Genomic DNA, 19,690 nt, shown 5'->3' with positions numbered 1-19,690 from the left:
GATTATTTATTGCTTAAATATAAACCGTGGTCATTACCTATTGCAGTTCCTCTTGATTAACCAGTGTCCATATATTTTCTTCTTTATTCAATATCGTGGATTTGATTTTTAAAACGAGATCCGCTATATGAAAGCTTCCGTTAGAACGTTCCCATACTACTCTGGCTGCCTTGTGATCTTTACTCAACAAAATTCCATATTGAGAGTCACCTCTTTTATATGCTTTTTTAGCCTCGTTAAGTGCCATAAAGAACGATTGTGCTTCAACTTCTGAAAGTTGGTTTGTGAAATGCCTGTCAATATCAACTCCGTATATTAAATCCCAGTCATCCTTTTTAAATTTTTCACCTTTACTCTCCTCGATCTTAATAATTCCATTTTCCCATGATTTGTACAATCGATCTACGACTTCCTTCTTTTGCTGTTGCTCTGCTGGTATAGTTACTACTTTAATGGTCGTTGCATTTTCTTTTGGAGTAGAAGTAGCGAATGCAGGTTTAAGGGAGAATATTCCTGCAATAACCGCTCCAGTAATTGTAATAGTAATCCACTTTTTGTTCATATTTTTATCTCCTATTAGTACCGAATTATTAGTAAGCAAACGTTCTGAGATGCATAGAAGTTGTAATTTGAATTTTTTGGTGATATCAAACGTTGTACCCGTTGGTTTAAAAGTAATTACTTGCTATTAAATTCTCTTCAGAAGTTTTGACGCAAATTAAAAGGAAAAAGTTTCAATTTCCACTTATTTTAAACTCTGATTACTATAATAGACAAAAGAGGAGCTACCTTGACCGTCAGTTTAACGCATCTCGCATTCACTAGGATTTCCCTATTTTTCTGATGCGGGTAAGTACAAACAATAGCGGGACATACGCATAAATAAAATAAAATCCGGTTGATTCATAGAAACCGGACATACGTTTGATCAATATCATGTCTTTTACAAAAACCGCCAGGATCAGAAATGCAGCCAGAATCAAGATTAAGCTGACAGGCTGTTTCATTCGCAGGCTCAGCTTTGCTCCACGGCAAGCGGCCCATAATCCAAGAGCTATGCAGGCTACGATTTTGATAAACAATACGGAAATAACTAAATACTCCAACCTTTGAATCAATGGAAGTTTTAGTAACGCAACCCTATGAAGAGTCGGCCAGATTACTTTCTGTAGTTGGATTTCGCTATAATACATAAAAGTAATCAAGATCGTGATCAAATAATAAACGGTTACTATTAATACCGTCCAATGGGCCCATTTTTCTGATTTGGCCGGTGTCTGAATAAATGGGTAATAAACAAGTAACGCTTCGATACCCAAATATTGAAGCACCATGCTTTTAGCGGAAAGAAGCAGGTCAGCTGTCGAATGGTTCCACAACGGAAACAGATTCTGAAGATGCAAATATGAAAGACCTAACAAATTTAACGGGATGACGAAGGCTAAAGAGAAAAGCACCCCCCAGAAGCAGATCCCTACAATGGTACGAAATCCTCCTGATACTGTGTAATACAATAGAATAGCAAATATTAAGCTTATTGGTAACAGGTTCATTTCCGGGAAAAGCATATATTGAATAATAGCCAAATAAACTCTGAAGGTTATGAACGCTCCAAAGGCGAAGTAGCAAACGATGGCTGCATTAAGGGCTCTGCCGAACCATTTGCCGAAGTAATGCTGATTAATTTCGTAAATGCCCATTCCCCCGTTGGATGAGCAGATTTGATAAATCATCCAGATGATGATATGAATGCTAATTCCCGTTATCGGAATGGAAATCCAAGCATTATAGCCTGCATACTGCATCAAAGCTTTCTGATAATTCAAAACCCCAACCTCGACCATACTGGCGTAAAGCAGGAAGAATACGAGGAATGGGGATACTGTCCATTCATTGGTGGCGGGTTGTCTCATCGAAGCCTCCTGCAGGTATTCGCCCCTGTCGTTCATTTTATTGGGTCATGACGGGTTGGACGATAGTAAAATGAACATTCACTTTTAACTCCACTTTTGGGTATATTTCCCCAAAATACTCGGCGTTCCAATCCTTCGTTTTGCTTCGGACAAAGTCTCCGATGCCTGCCGGGTCCAAACTTTTTTTTTGGCAGAAAGCAAGAAGCTGTTGCAATTCGTCTTCAAAGTACGCACCGATGTCCGATTCGAGCTTAGATATTTGTTCCTTGGAGTTGAAATCGATGCGGCTAGGGTATTGTTTGGCTTGAGCGCTCAGTCGCACATTGATATTGATAGAAGGAACCGGCTCCAGTCGATCCAACTTAAAAGCTGCTTTGGAACCCGTACTACTGAATTGAATATAATTTTCTTCCTTATGGTCCGCCCCTGCTAAAGGCACTAAAAAATCCCCGTTCTTCGTGGTTTGCATAAGCAGCTTTAATAAAAACACCTTATTGTTTCCGATTTTGGTTACAAATTTGTCATCTCTGAATAAGGCCAATCCTTCGATCCGGATATCGTCCCCTTCCGACACGAAATACGGCAAATACAGATCGCGGCCTTCGCCGAAATATTGAAACAACGTCTCCTGCAGGTTAATTCTCGGCAAAATGCCGTATCTAATATTTTGATCGATCATATCGCATAGATAATACGAATCCTGGGATTTCTGTGCTTTGGCTAACAGTTCTGAGGCCGTCGAATCCGTTACTCCGAGCAGAATACTGCTAGATATTTTCTGGCTACGGCAGAGGCTCTCCAGAGCTGGCCCGATACCTTGCCGGGCATAGCTTTGGCTGAAGATTACCAGACCGAGTTGGCCGTATTCTATTATATTTTTCGATTGTAAGTTTAATTTCGGAGCGATATCAAAAGTGGTATCCGCTACCGTATTCAGGACTTGAATATCAGTCTCTCCCTTTTTCTTGAAGCTTCCGATAAGCACTGTACTTTTCACCCCCTGATCGGAGGAATCTAGACCCATGGTTTGGATAAGATTGATTTTATTCACTACTCTCTGATCGCTGCATCCAGTGAGGAGTCCCGCAGCCAGCATGGTGGCAAGAAGGTTTTTAACTAGCATTACGGGCCGGCCCTCCTTTTTGTAATCGAACGTCATTTTTCGTCCCACTCAAAGCGCCGTTTTACAGGTTTTGGCGAGTATCGTTTCTTTGAACTCGACTTTAGATAGCTCGGCCTGTTTCCCGTATATTGAAATGAAGAACGGATAAAGCTGTCTCGAAAATCTTTAATTCGCAAAGGATATAACGGCACCGTATACGGATATCCCAACGATTGCAGCCTGGTGATATGGACAATCAAGAAGCAGATCACGATAAAAATTCCCAAAGCGCCCCAGACGGCGGATAAAAGAATAATCGGAAAGCGTAGGAAGCGAATCGTATTTGACATCTTGTAAATCGGTGTGGCGAAGGAGGCTAATGCCGACAGAGATACGATAATGATAAGAATATTGCTAGTTAACGCAGCTTCGACCGCTGCCTGGCCGACTACGATTCCTCCGACGATGCCCAATGTTTGGCCGATCTTGCTCGGTAATCGGGCTCCGGCTTCGCGAAGAAACTCGATCGTCATTTCCAGAAACAGCACTTCAAGCACGGGCGGGAAAGGCACATTGAGCCTGGAAAATACGAGAGGACCTAACAAATTATGTGGAATGACCTCGTAATGGTACGTCATCACTGCGACATACATGGAGGTTGCAAACAAAGAAAAGATAACTCCTAGAATCCGAATGATGCGAAAAAACGACCCTAATATCCAAGGCATATAATAGTCTTCCGGGGAAATAAAAAAATCGAACAAGCTCGAAGGACCAGTTATAAAATAAGGCGATCCATCACTGATCACGGCGACTTGTCCCGAAATGAGTGCATACACAACCCGATCCCTGCGTTCGGTGCTTACGAACAATGGGAAAGGCGACGCAGAGTTGTCCGAAATGATTTGATCGAGCTCGGAGGAGTCGAATACAACATCGCAGTCGATCGCCAGCAATCTTTGCTCAATCGTTTGAACGTTCTGTTCGTTTGTCACACCATTGATATATACAATCGCTACTTTCGTTTTGGACACAGAACCGATTGAGATTTCCTTGACAATTAGATTTGGAATATTGATCTGCGCTCTTAATAGGCAAAGGTTGGTATCAAGATCCTCGACGAAACCCACTTTAGGTCCAACAACGCTGAACTCGTTCTCCGTATCGTTATTTTTTCGCATTCCGTTTTTGTTTGCCAAATGAATTAAGGCGCATACCGGATCCACTTCGTGAAGCCGAACAATGACAGAGCCTTTGAACAGCTTGGACTGAATGACATCGATCTGATCCGTAATCTCGATTTCGTCGATTGGAATCAATTCCCGAAGCTCCTCGAGCGTATGGATTGCAGCCAAGGAGCATTGCTTCAAGGGCAGAAGAACATGCTCCTGAAGCAATGTCTGATCGATTAAAGTACTGTAATAGGCTATGTATATCTGATGATTTGAGAAAGAGATTTTGCCAGTTCTAAAATCACTCGATTGACTCGACAATCGCAGCAATTCTTCGATGTCCGTTTGCTCCGTTTTCAGCATGCGAATCTCGATCTCCCAACATTTAGGTATATTGCAGTATTATGCACAAAATAATGTTGTTAATTCATCTAGACACCCTAATTTTTTCGCGTTGTATTAAGGCTGGCTTCAATTATGATTCAACATATTGTTCGAGAGCTGTTAAGCTTTCTAACCGTAATTTTCCCTCTAGAAAGTTGAAGGATTTCCTCCTTCTCGAGACTTTTCAAAGTTCTGCTGATCACCTCTCTAGCCGTACCCAACTCAACTGCAATGGATGTTCTGAGGAGATTTGAAATCAACCGGTTCATCTCCTTTGTTACTTGGCGTTACTTAATTTTATATATTGAAGAAGTAAAACCGTGAACAAGTTATATTTGGGGTTAAGTGGGTATTTGGCGCGGATCGATATTGTTTTATTCGATTTAGAAAACCAAAAGAAGCACTGCTCTGGGCAAGTGCTTCTTTTGGTCTTCTCGATTCGTCGTATTGCTCTGACCTTTTTACTTAAGTTTAAAACCAAGGTCATAAACACCTGGAATATTGGTTTCTTTGCCAAGCTTAGTTGCTGCCTCAATAGCCCAATAGGGATTTCTTAACATCCCGCGACCTACGGCCACGAGATCCGCTTCTTCGTTGCCGATAACGGCATTTGCCAATGCCGGTTCATCCAACCGTCCGACAGCAATGACGGGGACGTTCAGTGCGTTCCTAATTTCTCTTGCCATGGGTACTTGATACGCTGCATGAGTGCCTGGTCTTCCATGTGCAAGTATAGGGCCTTCTCCTCCCGAGCTGACATGAAAAACATCAACTCCTGCATCCTTATATGCTTTGGAAAACGCAGTGCTTTCCTTCAAACCATAACCATCTTCGACATACTCTCTGGCCGAAATACGCATCATAAGTGGCATATGATCAGGCATTACGCTTTTAACGGCTCGAATGACTTGTTGACCAAACAACGTCATATCTTGGCCATATTCATCTGTACGTTTATTAGTATACGAAGACTGGAATTGATGGATCAAGTAGCCATGAGCTCCGTGAAGTTCAATCGTATCCACCCCAGCTTTGACAGCGCGTTCCGCAGCCAAACGGAATTTATCTACCATTTGCTTCGTTTCGTCCGTTGTCAGAGCGCGCGGTATCTTAGTTTTATCATCAAACGGAATGGCGGATGGTGCTACTGGAACTTTTGCATCTTCCGCTTTTCGTCCAGCATGGGCAATCTGAATGCCCACTTTTGCGCCGTATTGATGAACTGCATCGACAATACGTTTTAAAGGGGCGATTTGCTCGTCTGACCAAAGCCCAAGGTCGAGGTCAGTAATTCGGCCATCCGGCTCAATATCTGTCATCTCAATAATAATGAGGCTTGCGCCTCCTATTGCACGGCTAACATAGTGGTGATAATGCCAATCGTTTACTATCCCGTCCTTATTCTTAACTGCATATTGGCACATCGGCGGCATAACGACGCGGTTTTTCAATTCTAATCCTTTGATCTTGAAAGGTGTAAATAAATGATCCATTATCTCTTCTCCTCATGTTGTGTATGTGTGATTTCCATTAGAACATTTCCTTGAAAAATGGAAATGGCATCAGTTCCTCGGTCAAAATGAAACATTTCTCCTTTCTAATTTTGTTTTATTATTTCTCACAGTAATGATCTTATCAGGTCTGATAAAAATGAACCGTGACTTTGTTACACTAGGGATTCTCCATTTTATTCCACCGGATCAAGACAGAGAGGCCTTTGTTACTTATCTCATAGTACAGAAAAAAACATTTGCCGATTCGGTGTATCAATTTGCGATAAAATATGGAAGGGGTTTAATTCTTGACGGTGGCGTTACCACGCTAAACTGCCCGTTTGCTCAATTGTAGTCGCAGCGGTCATACAGCAGCCCCACGGGGTTGAGCTTAATGGAATCATCTAATTTGTTTTGTTAAATCGATCCCAATTAAATTGAGCAAGAGTTAAACATTTCGCAAATAAACGAATGTTCGCAAAAAAGACCTTCCGTTTGGAGGTGAATGAATTATTTATTTTCATATGTATTAAGTCGTAGTTCAAAAAAATACTGTACAATTGGATGCTTTAACTTCATCTTCTCGGTCATGTTTAAAATTCGCTTTTTTCCAACTCGTCTGTCCACCAGAGCTAAAATATTCAATAAAATATCATTGCTCTCTATGCTTTCCTCTATAGAAATGGATAAAAACTTGTTAGCTATGACGCTAAAATTTGATTTACTTAATGATGACTGTGCTGACAATAGCTCCTTAGCATATTCCGATATTTTTCTACTTCTTGCTATTACTTTTAAACGATCCTCCGGAACACTCCCTTTGGTTTCTTTTCTGACCGCTTCTATTTCTTCATTGTTAATAGGAATCTGGATATCTGAATCATTCTTAATTTCCAACTCCGTCTGATACCATCTGATTAAGGTATCACTCATATTGAGTACGTTCTTTTTATCTACTGCAATATAACAAAGTCCTGCTTTATCTGGTAAATAGCGGTAGCTGGTTGAAAGGTATTCTACCCTTCCATGTAGCGCAGGACTGAGAAAACTCTCCAGATGTTGTTTCAATTTGCTCCAGGCCATTTCATCCTCCTATGTTTTATATTAAAAAACACCCATTGAGGCACTAGTTCTATTATCCATAATACAATAACCAACACAACGATCAAAAAACAACCTTAAACCCAATCCTCCCTCCTCTATGTTTGAGAATGTACTCGAACTCGTTTCCCCGACTACGAAGTAGTTCCGTTCCGATTTTCAAACTGAATTCGGACCCAAATGATTTATTGTAGTTTACCTCCTCCGGATACAGCCGCAATGGATATCACACGCGGCTTTTTGTTCATAGGAAACCTCTAGAGGTAAATCTAGAACCCATTAAACAGGTACCTAGTTATGGTGTCATTCAACTAACGTTCACCGTTAGTTGAGCGATTGAATACCTGTTTTAAGACAAAATCCCCACATACACGAACCTTGATATACTTCTTCCTCATTTATCCAAATCCGCACCTCATCACTGAAACCAAAGGATACCTTTGATAATGCTCCCTCTGAATAAATATCTACTACTCTTAGACCAATTAATCTCTTACCTTTGAAAATGTCTTTAAGTAAATAATAAATCGTTCTAAATCCTAGTATTGTATTTAATGTTTCAAAAGGCTTCATTGAATTAGACTCTGTTGGATTAATAAATTAATCCAAGTTAATGCTGAAAAAGACGGTGTAATATTAAATAATTCCTCTAAGTGATGCTTTATTAACGAAATCTGCCCGTTAGTTGAGAAAAGGCAGTCGATCCACTGGCCAAAAAAAGTCTCTGACCTGAGATCCCATAAAATAAAAAGACCGCGTTTTACGCGGCAATTAATGGGACTATGTTCTTGTCACCCGACACGTGCCGGCAGCCTCCCGTTGCTGTGTATTGAACAAACGTTTCTCGTTAGTGGAGCATCTTGTACGGCACGGCTATTTCTCCAACTCATAGCGGGTTGCGATAATGCCCGACTTGAGCGTTCGGCTGGACAGTAGCTTGAGCCTGATTTTCTCACAGTCGCCGTGGAATGCCGATTTTCCGCCGCCCAAGATGACCGGACAAATCGTCAACAGGAATTCGTCGATCAGGCCGAGCTCAAGCAACGTCTTCGCCGCCCCCGGACTGCCGAAGATAACGAGATTTTTGCCAGGCTGCTCCTTGAGCGCCTTGATTTTCTCTGCGATATTGTCCTTGATCAGCATCGTATTGTTCCATTCGACAATGTCCATCGAGCCGGAAATGACGATCTTCTTAACATCCTGCAGCCATTTGGCATGCTCCATACCGTGCCTCGACGCATTCGGATTGTCCAGCACCGTGGGCCAGTAGCTCTCCATCATCTGATACGTCGTACGTCCGTATACGGGAGATCCGACTTCGGCTACGACCTCCTCGGCGTATTTCTCTAATTCCTCGTTGTACGGAATCCAATCTAGTCCTCCGTTCGAATCCGACGCATACCCGTCCAGCGACACATGCATGAATAATACGAGTTTTCTCATGTTTGCTTCTCCTCCGATTTCGAATTTAGTTCTTCGATTTTTTGGTAGTAGGCCCGTGTTTCGTCCTGCTCTTACGTTCACTATAAATCATTACGTTACGTAAGGGTCAAGTGGAAATCTGAATTTACTTCGAAAATAACAATGTTGCGCAAATCTGCCCGTTACTTTAATGAACAAAAAAGAGCTGCTTCAATGCAGCTCCTGAACTATAGTTCACCGTCGTACAAACATTTCACGAAGTACTTGTACCATTCTATTACATCATTTTCCTCACATGACCGATCCTGTGTTAAGTATTTCAACCCTTTGAAGGACTATCACTCATTCTAGGTTATTTTTTTGTGAACAGAATACAATTTCTTAACAAGGATTCCATAAGCGCTTCCTTCCTCGTCAGTCATTTCAGAGAAGTCAAGAAAGTGCGTTTTGACTCTGTCACCAATTGCCCCGGACAGGGTTGTAGTCGATTATGCTTGATTGCGATCTTTATAAAAGATGCCAATGGAAATAAGGGAGTCGCAGGGATCATTCAGGATCAAATGAAAATAGATACTTTTGTAATAGCAATGCAAAAAGCAGAGCCTATACCAGGTCTAAGCCAAATATGCGTCCGAAATCGGTGTCAATTTCAAATTTGCACCTCAAAACGGAACCTGTTACTTTAAAGCGGATTTCCCTTTTTCTCTGATGAAAAGTGTTAGCCTAGCTTAATACCGATCGAAGCATTATCGTCAGGTGTTCCCAGCCAATAGCCATAAGCTATCGCTACTTTAACAAAATGCTGTAAAACTTCTGGCGTAGGAGGACCTGGTTTCACATTCTCAACCGGAACACCAATTTCATTGAAAAATTCTCCCATTTTCACTGTCGATACCACCAGCAATTTTACTGTTTCGTTTGAGGAGTTTCTCCAAGCATGCTTTACATCTCCCGGAATATCAACAGTATCGCCAGCCTTAACTGTTTTCCAGCTGTCTTCCGTAAACGCCTCAAGTTCCCCTGTTAGAACAACAAAGGTTTCACGATCATCATGACTATGAACAGGTACAATAACACCAGGTGGAACTTCAGCCTTCATTAGGCAATAATCCTTATTTCCCGATAAATCCGTAACGAGTTGAATTTGTGGTCCCATTACATCTAATAATTTTGACATATATAATTACCTCCTAATTGATAATGTTTTCCAATGAATGTAGCGACAGCAACTAGTAAAAAAGCACATTGAAAGAATGTTGTCGGACTACCGAAATTATAGAGCCGCTTTAGACGGATTTAATAGGATAAATTGCTTGTCACTCGACGTTTATATTGCTTCTATTCTCTAAAAAGGGTCGCATATTCCCCATATCCTCTTTTTTCGAGATCAGCTTTCGGAATAAACTCCATGGCTGCTGAGTTCATACAGAATCGTAATCCATTTGGTTCTGGCCCATCTTTAAACACATCTCCTAAGAAGGAGTCAGCATCCCGACTTCTGACTTCGGATCCAAAAGAGAAGTACTTGCTTTTAAGCACAATGTTGTTTGGATCCAAAGGCTTTGTAAAACTAGGCCAGCCTGTAAGCGCATCATATTTGTCTTTTGAACTGAACAATGGCTCACCCGAAACAATATCTACGTATAAACCCTCCTCGTCATTATCCCAATATTCGTTGTTAAATGGCATCTCGTCCGCGCCATGTTGTGTTACGTTATATTGAAGTTTGGTCAGCGTCTTTAACCGTTCCTTCTTGTTAAAATCGACATTGAAGCATTGGTTTGCGTTAAGTTTCACTTCGTGATCCCCCCACCAAACTGTTTTTGGAATTGTTGGAAGGACCATAGCAATGGAAAATCCAACATATGGCCCTCCCCGATTTTGAAAAATCATTCTACAATAGATAAGTTTACAATTGCCAAAGTCGTTCGAATCAGTTGTTAAAGGCACAAGCAAATTCAAAAAAAGTTCCAATGATTAACGCAGTCGTAAGAAAAATAATGGTGTATCTCATCATTAAGCTTGTCTTGCTTACCTGGTTCACTTGCATTCACGTCACGCTCCTCTAAGATAAAGTTTACTTCTGTTGCAGTACTTGTAGCATTGCCGCAACAACGCCGTTATGATTGGATAGATGTCCCGCGGTAGTAAGAACAAGCTCACCGAAATTTTCAGCCTTTTTAAAGTTTTCAGGCACAGACTCTTCTAGTCTTTCTTTCGTTGAATTGTAAATATGCTCACGTTGTTGTTTCAATAGTTCAATCATCGTATCCCAGGCAGGCATCTTAGCTTGCTGCTCTGCATTCCATTCCGTAGCTTTTGTTCCATAAAAGAACAGGTCATGATAACTTTCTGGAACGACTTTCATCGAGGTTTGCTGCGAAAGATCAAATAAATGAAATTCAGTAACTCGAAGCACATGGCCTAAGTGCCAGTAAAGGCTCGTGTTGAAACCATCTGGAATGACCTTCCGGTGATCTTCAGGACATTTAGTAAGCAATTTCAAAAAATTATCATGTTCAACATTATATAAGTGAAATACAAATTCTTTTCTCATATTTAAGTCTCTCCCTTAAGTCTGTATTTTTTTAATATTCGTAATATTATTTCGCATTTTCGATTACACTACGCAATGACTACCTTATTTGCTTACCTTCGACGCAAAGACTTACCTCCTAAATTTTAACTTACTAGTAGATAAGTTATACTTAAAATGAAACCGCCTATTTATTTAACAAGACGATTATTTGCGTCTGAACGAGAGATAAAACATCTTTTCCCAATGATCGCTTATATTGCAAAGCTCCTTTTAAACATGACAGTACGGTATAGACTAATGCTTCTATATCTTTTGATTGGTTAGCAGTATTTGTTCCCTGTTCATCAGTTAAAATAGTTGTTATTACCTTAATTTCAAATTCGCTTAATTCCTTAACCTTTTCTCGTATAACTTCTGGTAAGGATACGTAATCAGATTGTAGAGATGATATAGGACATATCTCTTCACTGGACAAGGGTGCATACTGTCTTTCAAAATAAAGCATCAGTTTCTCTTCGACTGTCATAGTAGAATTGATTATCAGCTTCATGAAATGTTCCAAATTCTCTTGTATCTTCTCCGTAAGGGCAATGCCTAAATCCTCCTTCTTTTCAAAATGATAATGAATGCTTGCCTTGGATACACGTAGTTGCTTGGATAAATCCTCGTAACTAATGGCAACATAACCTTTTTCTCGAATTAGCTGCAGCGCTAGGTCAACAATTTGTGTTTTTCTGTTTCTCATCTCTGCATTTTACTTACTAGTAAGTAAAATGTCAAGCAGGCAAGAGCTGGCAATCAGCTATCTCCTGTTTACGGTGAATACAGCAATCTTTTTTAATTCCCGTCAATTATCTGGAAGTGTTATTTATGGAGAGGTGGTCCCACTAGAAGTACGTGAAATGTTTTACATACTTCTTCCATTTCATCTAATGGCATACCATTTATTTTCTGCCAAAAAGCTTCTTCTCCACCGGGAGTAAATATGATCTGCAAATGTAAACGAGAGTTGCTAAAATTCGCGAAAACATGAGGTGTACCTTTTGGAACTTTGACAATATCACCAACTCCCGCATCGAACTCTTTTCCATTCACTTGAAATCGAGCCTTTCCTTCTAGGATGCGGAATATTTCGTCGGTTCTCTGATGAATGTGAAGCATCGGTCCATACGGCGGCTCATCCTTAGGATCCATCATGACTTCAATCATAGAGTATGTTCCATTCGTATCTTCGGCTTTCACGCGAATTCTATACCTTTCTCCCGGGGTGTGGATCAAGTCGATCCACTCAGCTTCCTTATTTTGCTGGAAAATGGCATGTTGTTCTTTCACAAGTTGTTCATGTTTGTTCAAGATGTTATACCTCCATTTATTTTTCAAGTGGCGGCCCTGTGAAGATGACTTGGTATTTCGTTCTCGACAGTTCAATAATTTCTTCGATTGTCTTTCCGATACAATCCTGGAATGCAAGCTCATCTCCCGCGGGAGTAAACGTAATCTGCATAAGCAGAGGAGTGTCAGTGTCAAAATTAGCGAAAGTATGAGTCGTTCCTTTTGGAACGACAACGATATCGCCCGCTTTCGCATCGAACTCCTTTCCGTCCAAGTGGAATCGAGCTTTTCCCTCAATGACACGGAAAATCTCGTCTGTTCTTTGATGAACATGAATTGGCGGTCCATACGATGAACCATAGGAAGAATCCTTAACTAGATCCAAAATGGAGTATGCGCCATTAGTGTCTTCGCCTTTTACGCGAATACAGATTTGTTCTCCTGGAACGTGTTCCACTTGCTGCCAGTCGATTTCTTCTTTCCGGTGGGAAATAGCTTTACGTTTTTTCACTTCTTCTTGATGATGGTTCATGATGTCTAACCTCCATTATTTCTTTTCTCTTCGCCGACGTGACACAGTTAAATCAGGCTGCTTTCGCAATCTTGCTTCTCAAACACTAAACGTCGATAAACATTATCGTCTATAAACATTATCTACAATATCGACTTCCTTCGTGCTTGTCAATCCATAATGAAGACCAATTTTTACAAAAACCGCCAAACCTTGATTTGACAAGAGGCATTACTCCACTTAAGATATTTAGTATCAAGTTTTGCGTCCAGAAAGCAGGTGTTTGCATGCAGTACAGTATAGGTGTTGAATATGCGCTGCATTGCTTGGTATATTTGATCGACATTCCGTCTAAGGCGACTATAGGGATTAAAGAACTATCTGCGTTTCAAGGCATCTCGGAGACCTACCTTTCGAAAATTTTTGGGAAATTAACGAAGGCTGGTATCGTTAGCTCCGTGCCTGGGGTAAAAGGCGGTTATAGATTAGCCAAGCCTCCTGCGGAAATATCGTTTTGGGATGTCGTAGAAGCCGTTGAAGGCTCAACTCCCATTTTTCAATGCAAAAATATTAAAAATAACAGTTATCTGTGCCGTGACGAGGAGTTTGCGGCATGCACCCGAGCTACTCCCTGTGTCATTAACTTAACGATGCGCGATGCCGAGGAAAGTATGCGTAATCATCTCCTCAATAAATCGTTGCTTTGGCTGAACGAAGAGCTCGATCGTGTGTTAAGTCCTAAGGCGCGCCAGGAAACGCGCGACTTTTTCGCTCACAGCAACAGCGATTAATCTCTTTTAAGGTTATTACGTCATCAATCGATCAACTAAACAGCAAAATCACAGCCCATAAGGCTGTGATTTTGCTGTTTTTGGCATTCGATAGCCATTGAATTTCAATCGTCACACGACAAACTTCTCCTTGATGTTGTGCTTCTTATAAGTGCTACACTTCAATGATATACAATAAATCTAATACCAAATGGTTTTAGTTATCCAGTAATAATGGATTCGGCAAGCCCGCATTCATGGCGGCTGTTCGTAAGCTTTGGAGTGCCGTTTGCCATTGTGTCGCCCCGCCTAACCGTGTAGCAAAATTCCTATAAAATGCGACAATCGGTCTGCCATCAGGCGTCTTTTTATACGAAGGGTCTTGCATCATCGTAACCAATTTAGGCACCATGTACGTATTCCAATCACTGGCTGGCCATTGTCCATCGGCAATAAAATACATATAAAACTTCATTAAATCCTTATAAGGCGAATTAATAAAATTATAAATCGATTGCTGTCCGGGACGCTCTCCGCCACCTGATTCTTTCTAGTAATAATAGAAGGCGAAGTGATCAAGACCACGGCTGGCTGCCTGTAAAATTTGTTGATCAACGACACTCTGATTGCGATCATCGTACCAGCCAGCTAATGGCTCCCGATTGGCAATGGGGCCAAACCCCCATAGTCCTGGGACCGTTAGCGTATCGGAAACTCCGCTCCATTGATTGGCTGAGCTGCCATAGATTTTTTTGTAATTTGCGATGGCTGTCGGATTTAATTGCGGATTCCAATTGTCAAAATAAAAGGCGCCAACCTCATAAGGACCTGCGGCTTTGGCACTGCTTTGAAAGGATAAAATAAAGGCAATGGCTATTAACATGACTTTTGAAAACGCTTTCTATTTTACAATTCAAACTTTACAGGGCTGATGTAAGAATCTCAATGTCTCATTTCTATATTGATGGCGGTATTCTATCTTAAAAACATGAATAACCGAAAATGGTGTTTTCTTATAAAAATCGTCTTTTTTATGAATAGCCGTCATTGATGCAACGATGAGAGGGATGATTGTTTTTCTCATTGGGATCGCCTCGATTCTACATAGTTTCATATCTTCATCTTCCAACAACTAATATCGTTTTTTGCATCTGTTTTCTCCCCCGCTGATGGGCAACATTCTATTCGAAAAATCATTATTGTATTTACCTACTGGAAATTTTCATAAAAGAAGGTGCCTGCCTTTACGACTATTTGTAACATAGTCAGATAAAGATTGTGTAAAGATAACTTGACGAATTCTTGTAAATCCAATACAACATTCCAAATTATAGTTACTAATTTTACAATAGGTGCAACCTTTTCATTAACGTATCCGTTTATGATCCTGAAAGCCCAGAAATACCAACAAAATTCTATTATGAGGTGAATTAGAAATGAAAAAAACGATCAAAACTCTCACGCTAACAGCAGCAACTGCCTTGCTATCGCTTACATTAATTGGTCAAAGCTTCGCGGCCTCCACTACCTTTACTGACTTGGATAACGTTGCGACAAAAGATAAAATTATTGCACTTCAACAATCTGGCGTTGTCTCAGGGATCACAACTGATCTATTTGCCCCTCATGAGAAGCTTACAACTGCTCAAACTGTTCAATTGTTTGTAAATGCACTTGGTCTCAATTTAGACTTAGTGAGATTCGTAAAAGAGCCGAAGGCTACTGATTATTTTGCAAATGCTTCTAATGATGCTTGGTACGCAAATGCGTTTATTACTGCAGCCGTCAACGGTATTGACCTTCCAAAAGATCTAAATCCAAATAAAAAAATAACACGTGAAGAGTTCACGCATCAGCTTGTACGAGCAATTGAAATTAGCAAGCAACTCCCGTTAATTAACCCGGTTGTTGTAGATATCAAAGATACAGATCAACTCAATGTCGAGTATTCTGGATCTATCCAACGTGCCCTTAAATATGGGATTATCAAATTGAATGCCGAGGGTAAATTTAATCCTAAAGATGAGATTACGCGTGCAGATGCTGCTGAGGAAATTTTTAATGCGCTAGAGTATCTGAAAGCTCATCAAAATCCAATCGTATCAACGGACCCCATTGCAGCAGCTCAAGGTGTTCAACTGATCAAAGATGCACTTGGAAATGTAGGTACAGATATTCAGATTAAGATTGACCCCGATGCCAAAATGACTCGCGAATCGTTCACGTATTTGCTCATCCATACGTTTCAAACCAGTGAGAAATTGCCTATGATTAAGATATCTCCTGTTGAAGTGAAGGATAATGATAAGATCGATATCTTACATGTTGGCGCCATTCAAACTGCGCTTGCCTTAGATATTGTGCAGTTAAATGCGGATGGTACTTTCAACCCACAAGATGGCATCACCCTTACAGATGCAACAGAAATTGTGAAGAATGCTACTAAAGCTGTTGAAGGGTTTCAAACAAAGTAAATAAATGAAAATAATAAAGCAGACCGATTCATTATGAATGGGTCTGCTCTTTTTTTATTTCCCTGTCCCTATTCGTGCTACTAACAAGGCACAGGCACGTTCGATCTCATCCATCGTCGTGTAGCGTCCCACCGAAAATCGCACCGTGCCAGCCGCAGCCTCCGGCGTCAATTTCATCGCCTTCAACACCGGTGACATCGCACTGCTTCCTGTATGGCAAGCCGAACCTGTCGTGGCAGCTATCTCTGGGATTCGAGCTAAGATCTCTTGCCCAATCCTATCTAGAAAACTGACGTTTAAGGTATTTGGCAATCGTTGATCTGGATGTCCATTCCTTACGATTCGATCATGAAATGTATCCGATAATCTTTCCCACATCAGGTTCGTTAAGGCTAGGGTATCCACCATCTTGTTTTCGGAGTAAGCCAGCTCTACCGCTTTTCCTAAGCCTACGATGTATGGCACATTCTCAGTACCCGCCCTTCGGCCAGACTCGTGACCAGCGCCGTGATTGTGTGAAGTGATAGCGGTTCCTTCTCTGATAAGTAAGGCGCCTATCCCTTTAGGTGCATATAGCTTGTGACCCGCAAGAGTAAGTAAATCCACCTGCATGTCATCCCAATTCACATCGATTTTCCCTACAGATTGTGCAGCATCAGTATGGAGAAGGATCCCCTGACGTTTCGTGATTTCAGCAATTTCCTTGATCGGTTGAATCGTTCCGGTCTCATTATTTGCATGCATGACAGAAACTAGAATCGTATCTTCGGTTATCTCTGCCTTGAGCTGTTCGAGGTCAATGACCCCATACGCATCCACATCTAGGTAGGTCACCTTAGCGCCTATAGTTTCAAGAAAAGCACATGGATGAAGGACAGACGGATGCTCTATTTTCGTCGTAATGATGTGGTTTCCACGATGTTTAATGGCAAAATAAACGCCTTTAATTGCATGATTATTAGACTCGCTTCCGCCACTAGTAAAGACAATTTCACTTGATTTACAACCGATGCTTGTGGCAATACGCTGTCTAGCAAGATCAATCGCTTCTTCAAGCTTTTCGGAAGCCCAATGAGAAGACGATGGGTTACCGTAGTGTCCGAATACATATGGAAGCATTTCATCTATTACTTCTGAATCGATCGGCGTACTCGCATTATAGTCAAGATAAATACGTGATTGTTCATCATTACTTTGTTCACTTGTTACCATTTCGTGCACTCCCCATGGTTAATACGGACCCGTACCCGATTATTTATGATCATTCTGAAGGATTGCCTTAACAGCATCAACAGCTTCATCCAGATTTTTGACATCCAACGTATGAAATTCTTGAATTTCCTGTTCGTATTTGTTCATGGCATGTTCATAACGCGGATCATAGTAATGCGCTAAGAGCAGATCTACAGCCTTCTCAAATTGTTCTTCCTTCAAAGCCATTTCAATCTCTTTCGCAATTGGAGTGTGGATGCGGTCTTTAATATGATGATAGGCTTCCAGCAACTGATCTTTATTTTCCCCAGGACGATAATCCTCAATAATATGGCGAACACGTTCATGCATCGGCATTTTAATGTACAAGTGTGTGCCGGTTTCCTTTTTACTAAACATGAACTCCGGTATCACGGCTTTACCGATACGTTTACTTTCACCCTCAATGATTAAATAAGGAGAATCCTTAAATTTCAATAAATTCGTTACAAGATGCGCTTCGAAAGTCTTCTGATTGTTTGCTTGGAGTCCAACATGTCCAAATATAGATCCACGATGCCCGGCATAGGCTTCTAGGTCCAAAACAGGAAATCCTTCCGCCTGTAGACGTCGAAGAATAGCTGTTTTACCTGCTCCCGTATTCCCAGAAATCACACATACACGTGGCTTGAACTCCATCTTCTCCAGCGTCTCAACAACCCATCTTCGATAGGAACGAAATCCCCCTGTCAACCGATATGTACGTATGCCCATTAACGAAAGCACAGTAGCTGACGAATGACTCCGCATGCCGCCGCGCCAACAGAAAACAGCTTTCTGCTCTTTGATCGTTTCAAACGTTTTGACAAATGATGGCAGCTTAGCAGAAATAATCTCAAGTCCCCGATCTTTAGCCGCATGTACACTCACTTGTTTATAAATGGTGCCAATTTCTGCGCGTTCGTTATCATCAAAAAAAGGAATATTGATACTGCCGGGAATCGTGGCATCCTGAAACTCAGAGGGCGAACGAACATCGATCATGACCAATTCTTTCTTGTCTTTGAGTGCTAATAGCTCTTCTATGCTGATGTCTTGAAACAATGGATACCGCTCCTTTAAAGTCTTCGTAAGAAAACTAGCCTCAACCACACTCGCTTAGATAACTACGATACGTCCTGGATGTTCTTCCGTTGTTTCTCCAATTAGACTAGCTTCCACACCAGCAAGCTTCAGTTTACCGAGTAAGTCCTCTGCCTGGTCACCAGACACTGAGATAAGAAGTCCTCCCGATGTGACTGCGTCGCATAGGATCCATTGGCCGATTTGATCCAACGTGTCCGGGTACGTAACTTCGTTCTGGACATGAGCGAAATTATTCTTCGTGCCACCAGGTACGAATCCTTCTTCAGCCAATTCCCTTACCCTTGGCAATAGAGGTACATCGTTTGCGGTGATACGAATACCGACTTGACTGCCTTTTGCCATCTCAAGCGAGTGCCCGATCAAGCCAAACCCAGTCACATCTGTGCAGGCATGTACGTCGAATGGCTCCATGGTTTCAGCAGCTATTTTGTTCAAAGTAGCCATTACCTGTGTGACTCGGGCCACTTCATCTTCGCTTAACCGATCTTTCTTAATGGATGTCGTCAAGATTCCTACGCCAATGGGTTTCGTTAATATTAATTTATCACCTGGAAGCGCTCCCGCATTAGTACGTATCTTCTGCGGGTGTACTAAACCCGTTACAGCTAAACCGAATTTCGGTTCGTTATCATCAATCGAATGTCCGCCAACTAGCGTGATGCCAGCTTCCTTCATTTTATCGCCAGCACCTCTTAATATGTCGGCCAGCACCTCTTTATCCAATGTCCGAATCGGAAAAGCAACGATATTTAATGCCGTTAACGGTCTGCCACCCATGGCATAAATGTCACTTATCGCATTCGCAGCGGCTACTTGTCCAAATGAGTAGGGATCATCAACAATCGGGGTAAAAAAATCTACCGTTTGTACGAGAGCAAGCTCTTCGCTTATTTGATAAACACCAGCATCATCACTTGTATCGATCCCAACAAGGAGATTAGGATTAGGCAGTGCTGGCGGTAATTTCTTAATGACTTCAGATAGATCGGCAGGACCAATTTTGCAGCCGCAGCCACCCTTGGTTGAATAGGAGGTTAGTTTAATTTTATCCGTTGTCGACATGATCTTCTTCCTTCTTTCAGCAGGGGATAGGTTATTAATTTCTGACTATATGAGTAATAATAACCGATTTATCTGCAC

General features: G+C 41.4%; 22 protein-coding genes. 2 read left to right on the top strand and 20 right to left on the bottom strand.

Annotation, left to right across the window (positions count from 1 at the left end; translation table 11 throughout):
• Nucleotides 1-37 precede the first annotated feature (37 nt).
• From AC58QG_RS02070 to AC58QG_RS02000, 15 genes are all read right to left on the bottom strand, one after another.
• A complete protein-coding gene (locus tag AC58QG_RS02070; protein ID WP_497360278.1) occupies nt 38-562 on the bottom strand; it encodes a hypothetical protein in 525 nt (174 codons plus the stop codon).
• Nucleotides 563-821: 259 nt separating this feature from the next.
• Nucleotides 822-1,913, bottom strand: coding sequence for a GerAB/ArcD/ProY family transporter (locus AC58QG_RS02065; protein ID WP_497360276.1), 1,092 nt, complete (start codon nt 1,911-1,913; stop codon nt 822-824).
• Between the two features lie 37 nt (nt 1,914-1,950).
• Nucleotides 1,951-3,036, bottom strand: a complete 1,086-nt coding sequence (locus AC58QG_RS02060; protein WP_497360274.1) for a Ger(x)C family spore germination protein — start codon at nt 3,034-3,036, stop codon at nt 1,951-1,953.
• Nucleotides 3,037-3,068: 32 nt separating this feature from the next.
• Entirely contained in the window at nt 3,069-4,550 is a 1,482-nt protein-coding gene (locus tag AC58QG_RS02055) for a spore germination protein (RefSeq protein ID WP_497360272.1), read from the bottom strand.
• A 119-nt stretch (nt 4,551-4,669) separates the two neighbouring features.
• Nucleotides 4,670-4,840: a helix-turn-helix domain-containing protein gene (locus tag AC58QG_RS02050; protein WP_497360270.1), complete on the bottom strand. Its 171-nt coding sequence runs from the start codon at nt 4,838-4,840 to the stop codon at nt 4,670-4,672.
• Nucleotides 4,841-5,032: 192 nt separating this feature from the next.
• Nucleotides 5,033-6,064, bottom strand: coding sequence for an NADH:flavin oxidoreductase/NADH oxidase (locus tag AC58QG_RS02045; protein ID WP_497360268.1), 1,032 nt, complete (start codon nt 6,062-6,064; stop codon nt 5,033-5,035).
• Nucleotides 6,065-6,574: 510 nt separating this feature from the next.
• Nucleotides 6,575-7,147, bottom strand: coding sequence for an SF0329 family protein (locus tag AC58QG_RS02040; protein ID WP_497360266.1), 573 nt, complete (start codon nt 7,145-7,147; stop codon nt 6,575-6,577).
• Between the two features lie 342 nt (nt 7,148-7,489).
• The gene (locus AC58QG_RS02035; RefSeq protein ID WP_497360264.1) at nt 7,490-7,738 is read right to left on the bottom strand and encodes a hypothetical protein; all 249 of its coding nucleotides are present in this window, start codon (nt 7,736-7,738) and stop codon (nt 7,490-7,492) included.
• Nucleotides 7,739-8,038: 300 nt separating this feature from the next.
• Nucleotides 8,039-8,608 carry a dihydrofolate reductase family protein gene (locus AC58QG_RS02030; protein ID WP_497360262.1) on the bottom strand — a complete coding sequence of 190 codons (570 nt, stop codon included), beginning with the start codon at nt 8,606-8,608 and terminating at the stop codon, nt 8,039-8,041.
• 697 nt (nt 8,609-9,305) lie between these two features.
• Nucleotides 9,306-9,764, bottom strand: coding sequence for a cupin domain-containing protein (locus AC58QG_RS02025; protein ID WP_497360260.1), 459 nt, complete (start codon nt 9,762-9,764; stop codon nt 9,306-9,308).
• A gap of 161 nt (nt 9,765-9,925) precedes the next feature.
• Entirely contained in the window at nt 9,926-10,384 is a 459-nt protein-coding gene (msrB, locus tag AC58QG_RS02020) for a peptide-methionine (R)-S-oxide reductase MsrB (protein ID WP_497360258.1), read from the bottom strand.
• Nucleotides 10,385-10,664: 280 nt separating this feature from the next.
• Complete coding sequence (locus AC58QG_RS02015; protein WP_497360256.1) at nt 10,665-11,144, bottom strand: DinB family protein; 480 nt, start codon at nt 11,142-11,144, stop codon at nt 10,665-10,667.
• Nucleotides 11,145-11,310: 166 nt separating this feature from the next.
• Nucleotides 11,311-11,871 (bottom strand): TetR/AcrR family transcriptional regulator, encoded by a 561-nt coding sequence (locus AC58QG_RS02010; protein ID WP_497360254.1) that lies wholly within the window; start codon nt 11,869-11,871, stop codon nt 11,311-11,313.
• Between the two features lie 119 nt (nt 11,872-11,990).
• Entirely contained in the window at nt 11,991-12,479 is a 489-nt protein-coding gene (locus AC58QG_RS02005; protein ID WP_497360253.1) for a cupin domain-containing protein, read from the bottom strand.
• Between the two features lie 16 nt (nt 12,480-12,495).
• Nucleotides 12,496-12,990 (bottom strand): cupin domain-containing protein, encoded by a 495-nt coding sequence (locus AC58QG_RS02000; protein WP_497360251.1) that lies wholly within the window; start codon nt 12,988-12,990, stop codon nt 12,496-12,498.
• 266 nt (nt 12,991-13,256) lie between these two features.
• On the opposite strand from AC58QG_RS02000, the gene AC58QG_RS01995 reads away from it, so the two are divergent.
• Nucleotides 13,257-13,760: an RrF2 family transcriptional regulator gene (locus tag AC58QG_RS01995; protein ID WP_497360249.1), complete on the top strand. Its 504-nt coding sequence runs from the start codon at nt 13,257-13,259 to the stop codon at nt 13,758-13,760.
• A 196-nt stretch (nt 13,761-13,956) separates the two neighbouring features.
• On the opposite strand, the gene AC58QG_RS01990 is transcribed toward AC58QG_RS01995, so the two are convergent.
• Nucleotides 13,957-14,214 carry a hypothetical protein gene (locus AC58QG_RS01990; protein ID WP_497360247.1) on the bottom strand — a complete coding sequence of 86 codons (258 nt, stop codon included), beginning with the start codon at nt 14,212-14,214 and terminating at the stop codon, nt 13,957-13,959.
• Nucleotides 14,215-14,289: 75 nt separating this feature from the next.
• Nucleotides 14,290-14,622 (bottom strand): hypothetical protein, encoded by a 333-nt coding sequence (locus AC58QG_RS01985; RefSeq protein WP_497360245.1) that lies wholly within the window; start codon nt 14,620-14,622, stop codon nt 14,290-14,292.
• 553 nt (nt 14,623-15,175) lie between these two features.
• On the opposite strand from AC58QG_RS01985, the gene AC58QG_RS01980 reads away from it, so the two are divergent.
• Nucleotides 15,176-16,213, top strand: coding sequence for an S-layer homology domain-containing protein (locus tag AC58QG_RS01980; protein ID WP_497360243.1), 1,038 nt, complete (start codon nt 15,176-15,178; stop codon nt 16,211-16,213).
• Between the two features lie 54 nt (nt 16,214-16,267).
• On the opposite strand, the gene AC58QG_RS01975 is transcribed toward AC58QG_RS01980, so the two are convergent.
• The 3 genes from AC58QG_RS01975 to selD are packed head-to-tail and all read right to left on the bottom strand — an operon-like array spanning nt 16,268 to nt 19,612.
• Nucleotides 16,268-17,425, bottom strand: coding sequence for a cysteine desulfurase family protein (locus AC58QG_RS01975; protein WP_497360241.1), 1,158 nt, complete (start codon nt 17,423-17,425; stop codon nt 16,268-16,270).
• A gap of 39 nt (nt 17,426-17,464) precedes the next feature.
• Complete coding sequence (mnmH, locus tag AC58QG_RS01970; RefSeq protein WP_497360239.1) at nt 17,465-18,508, bottom strand: tRNA 2-selenouridine(34) synthase MnmH; 1,044 nt, start codon at nt 18,506-18,508, stop codon at nt 17,465-17,467.
• Between the two features lie 54 nt (nt 18,509-18,562).
• Entirely contained in the window at nt 18,563-19,612 is a 1,050-nt protein-coding gene (gene selD, locus AC58QG_RS01965; protein WP_497360237.1) for a selenide, water dikinase SelD, read from the bottom strand.
• Nucleotides 19,613-19,690 lie beyond the last annotated feature (78 nt).

It is taken from the genome of Paenibacillus sp. J22P169 (genome assembly GCF_059691995.1).
This window is presented reverse-complemented; position numbering and strand designations above follow the sequence as displayed.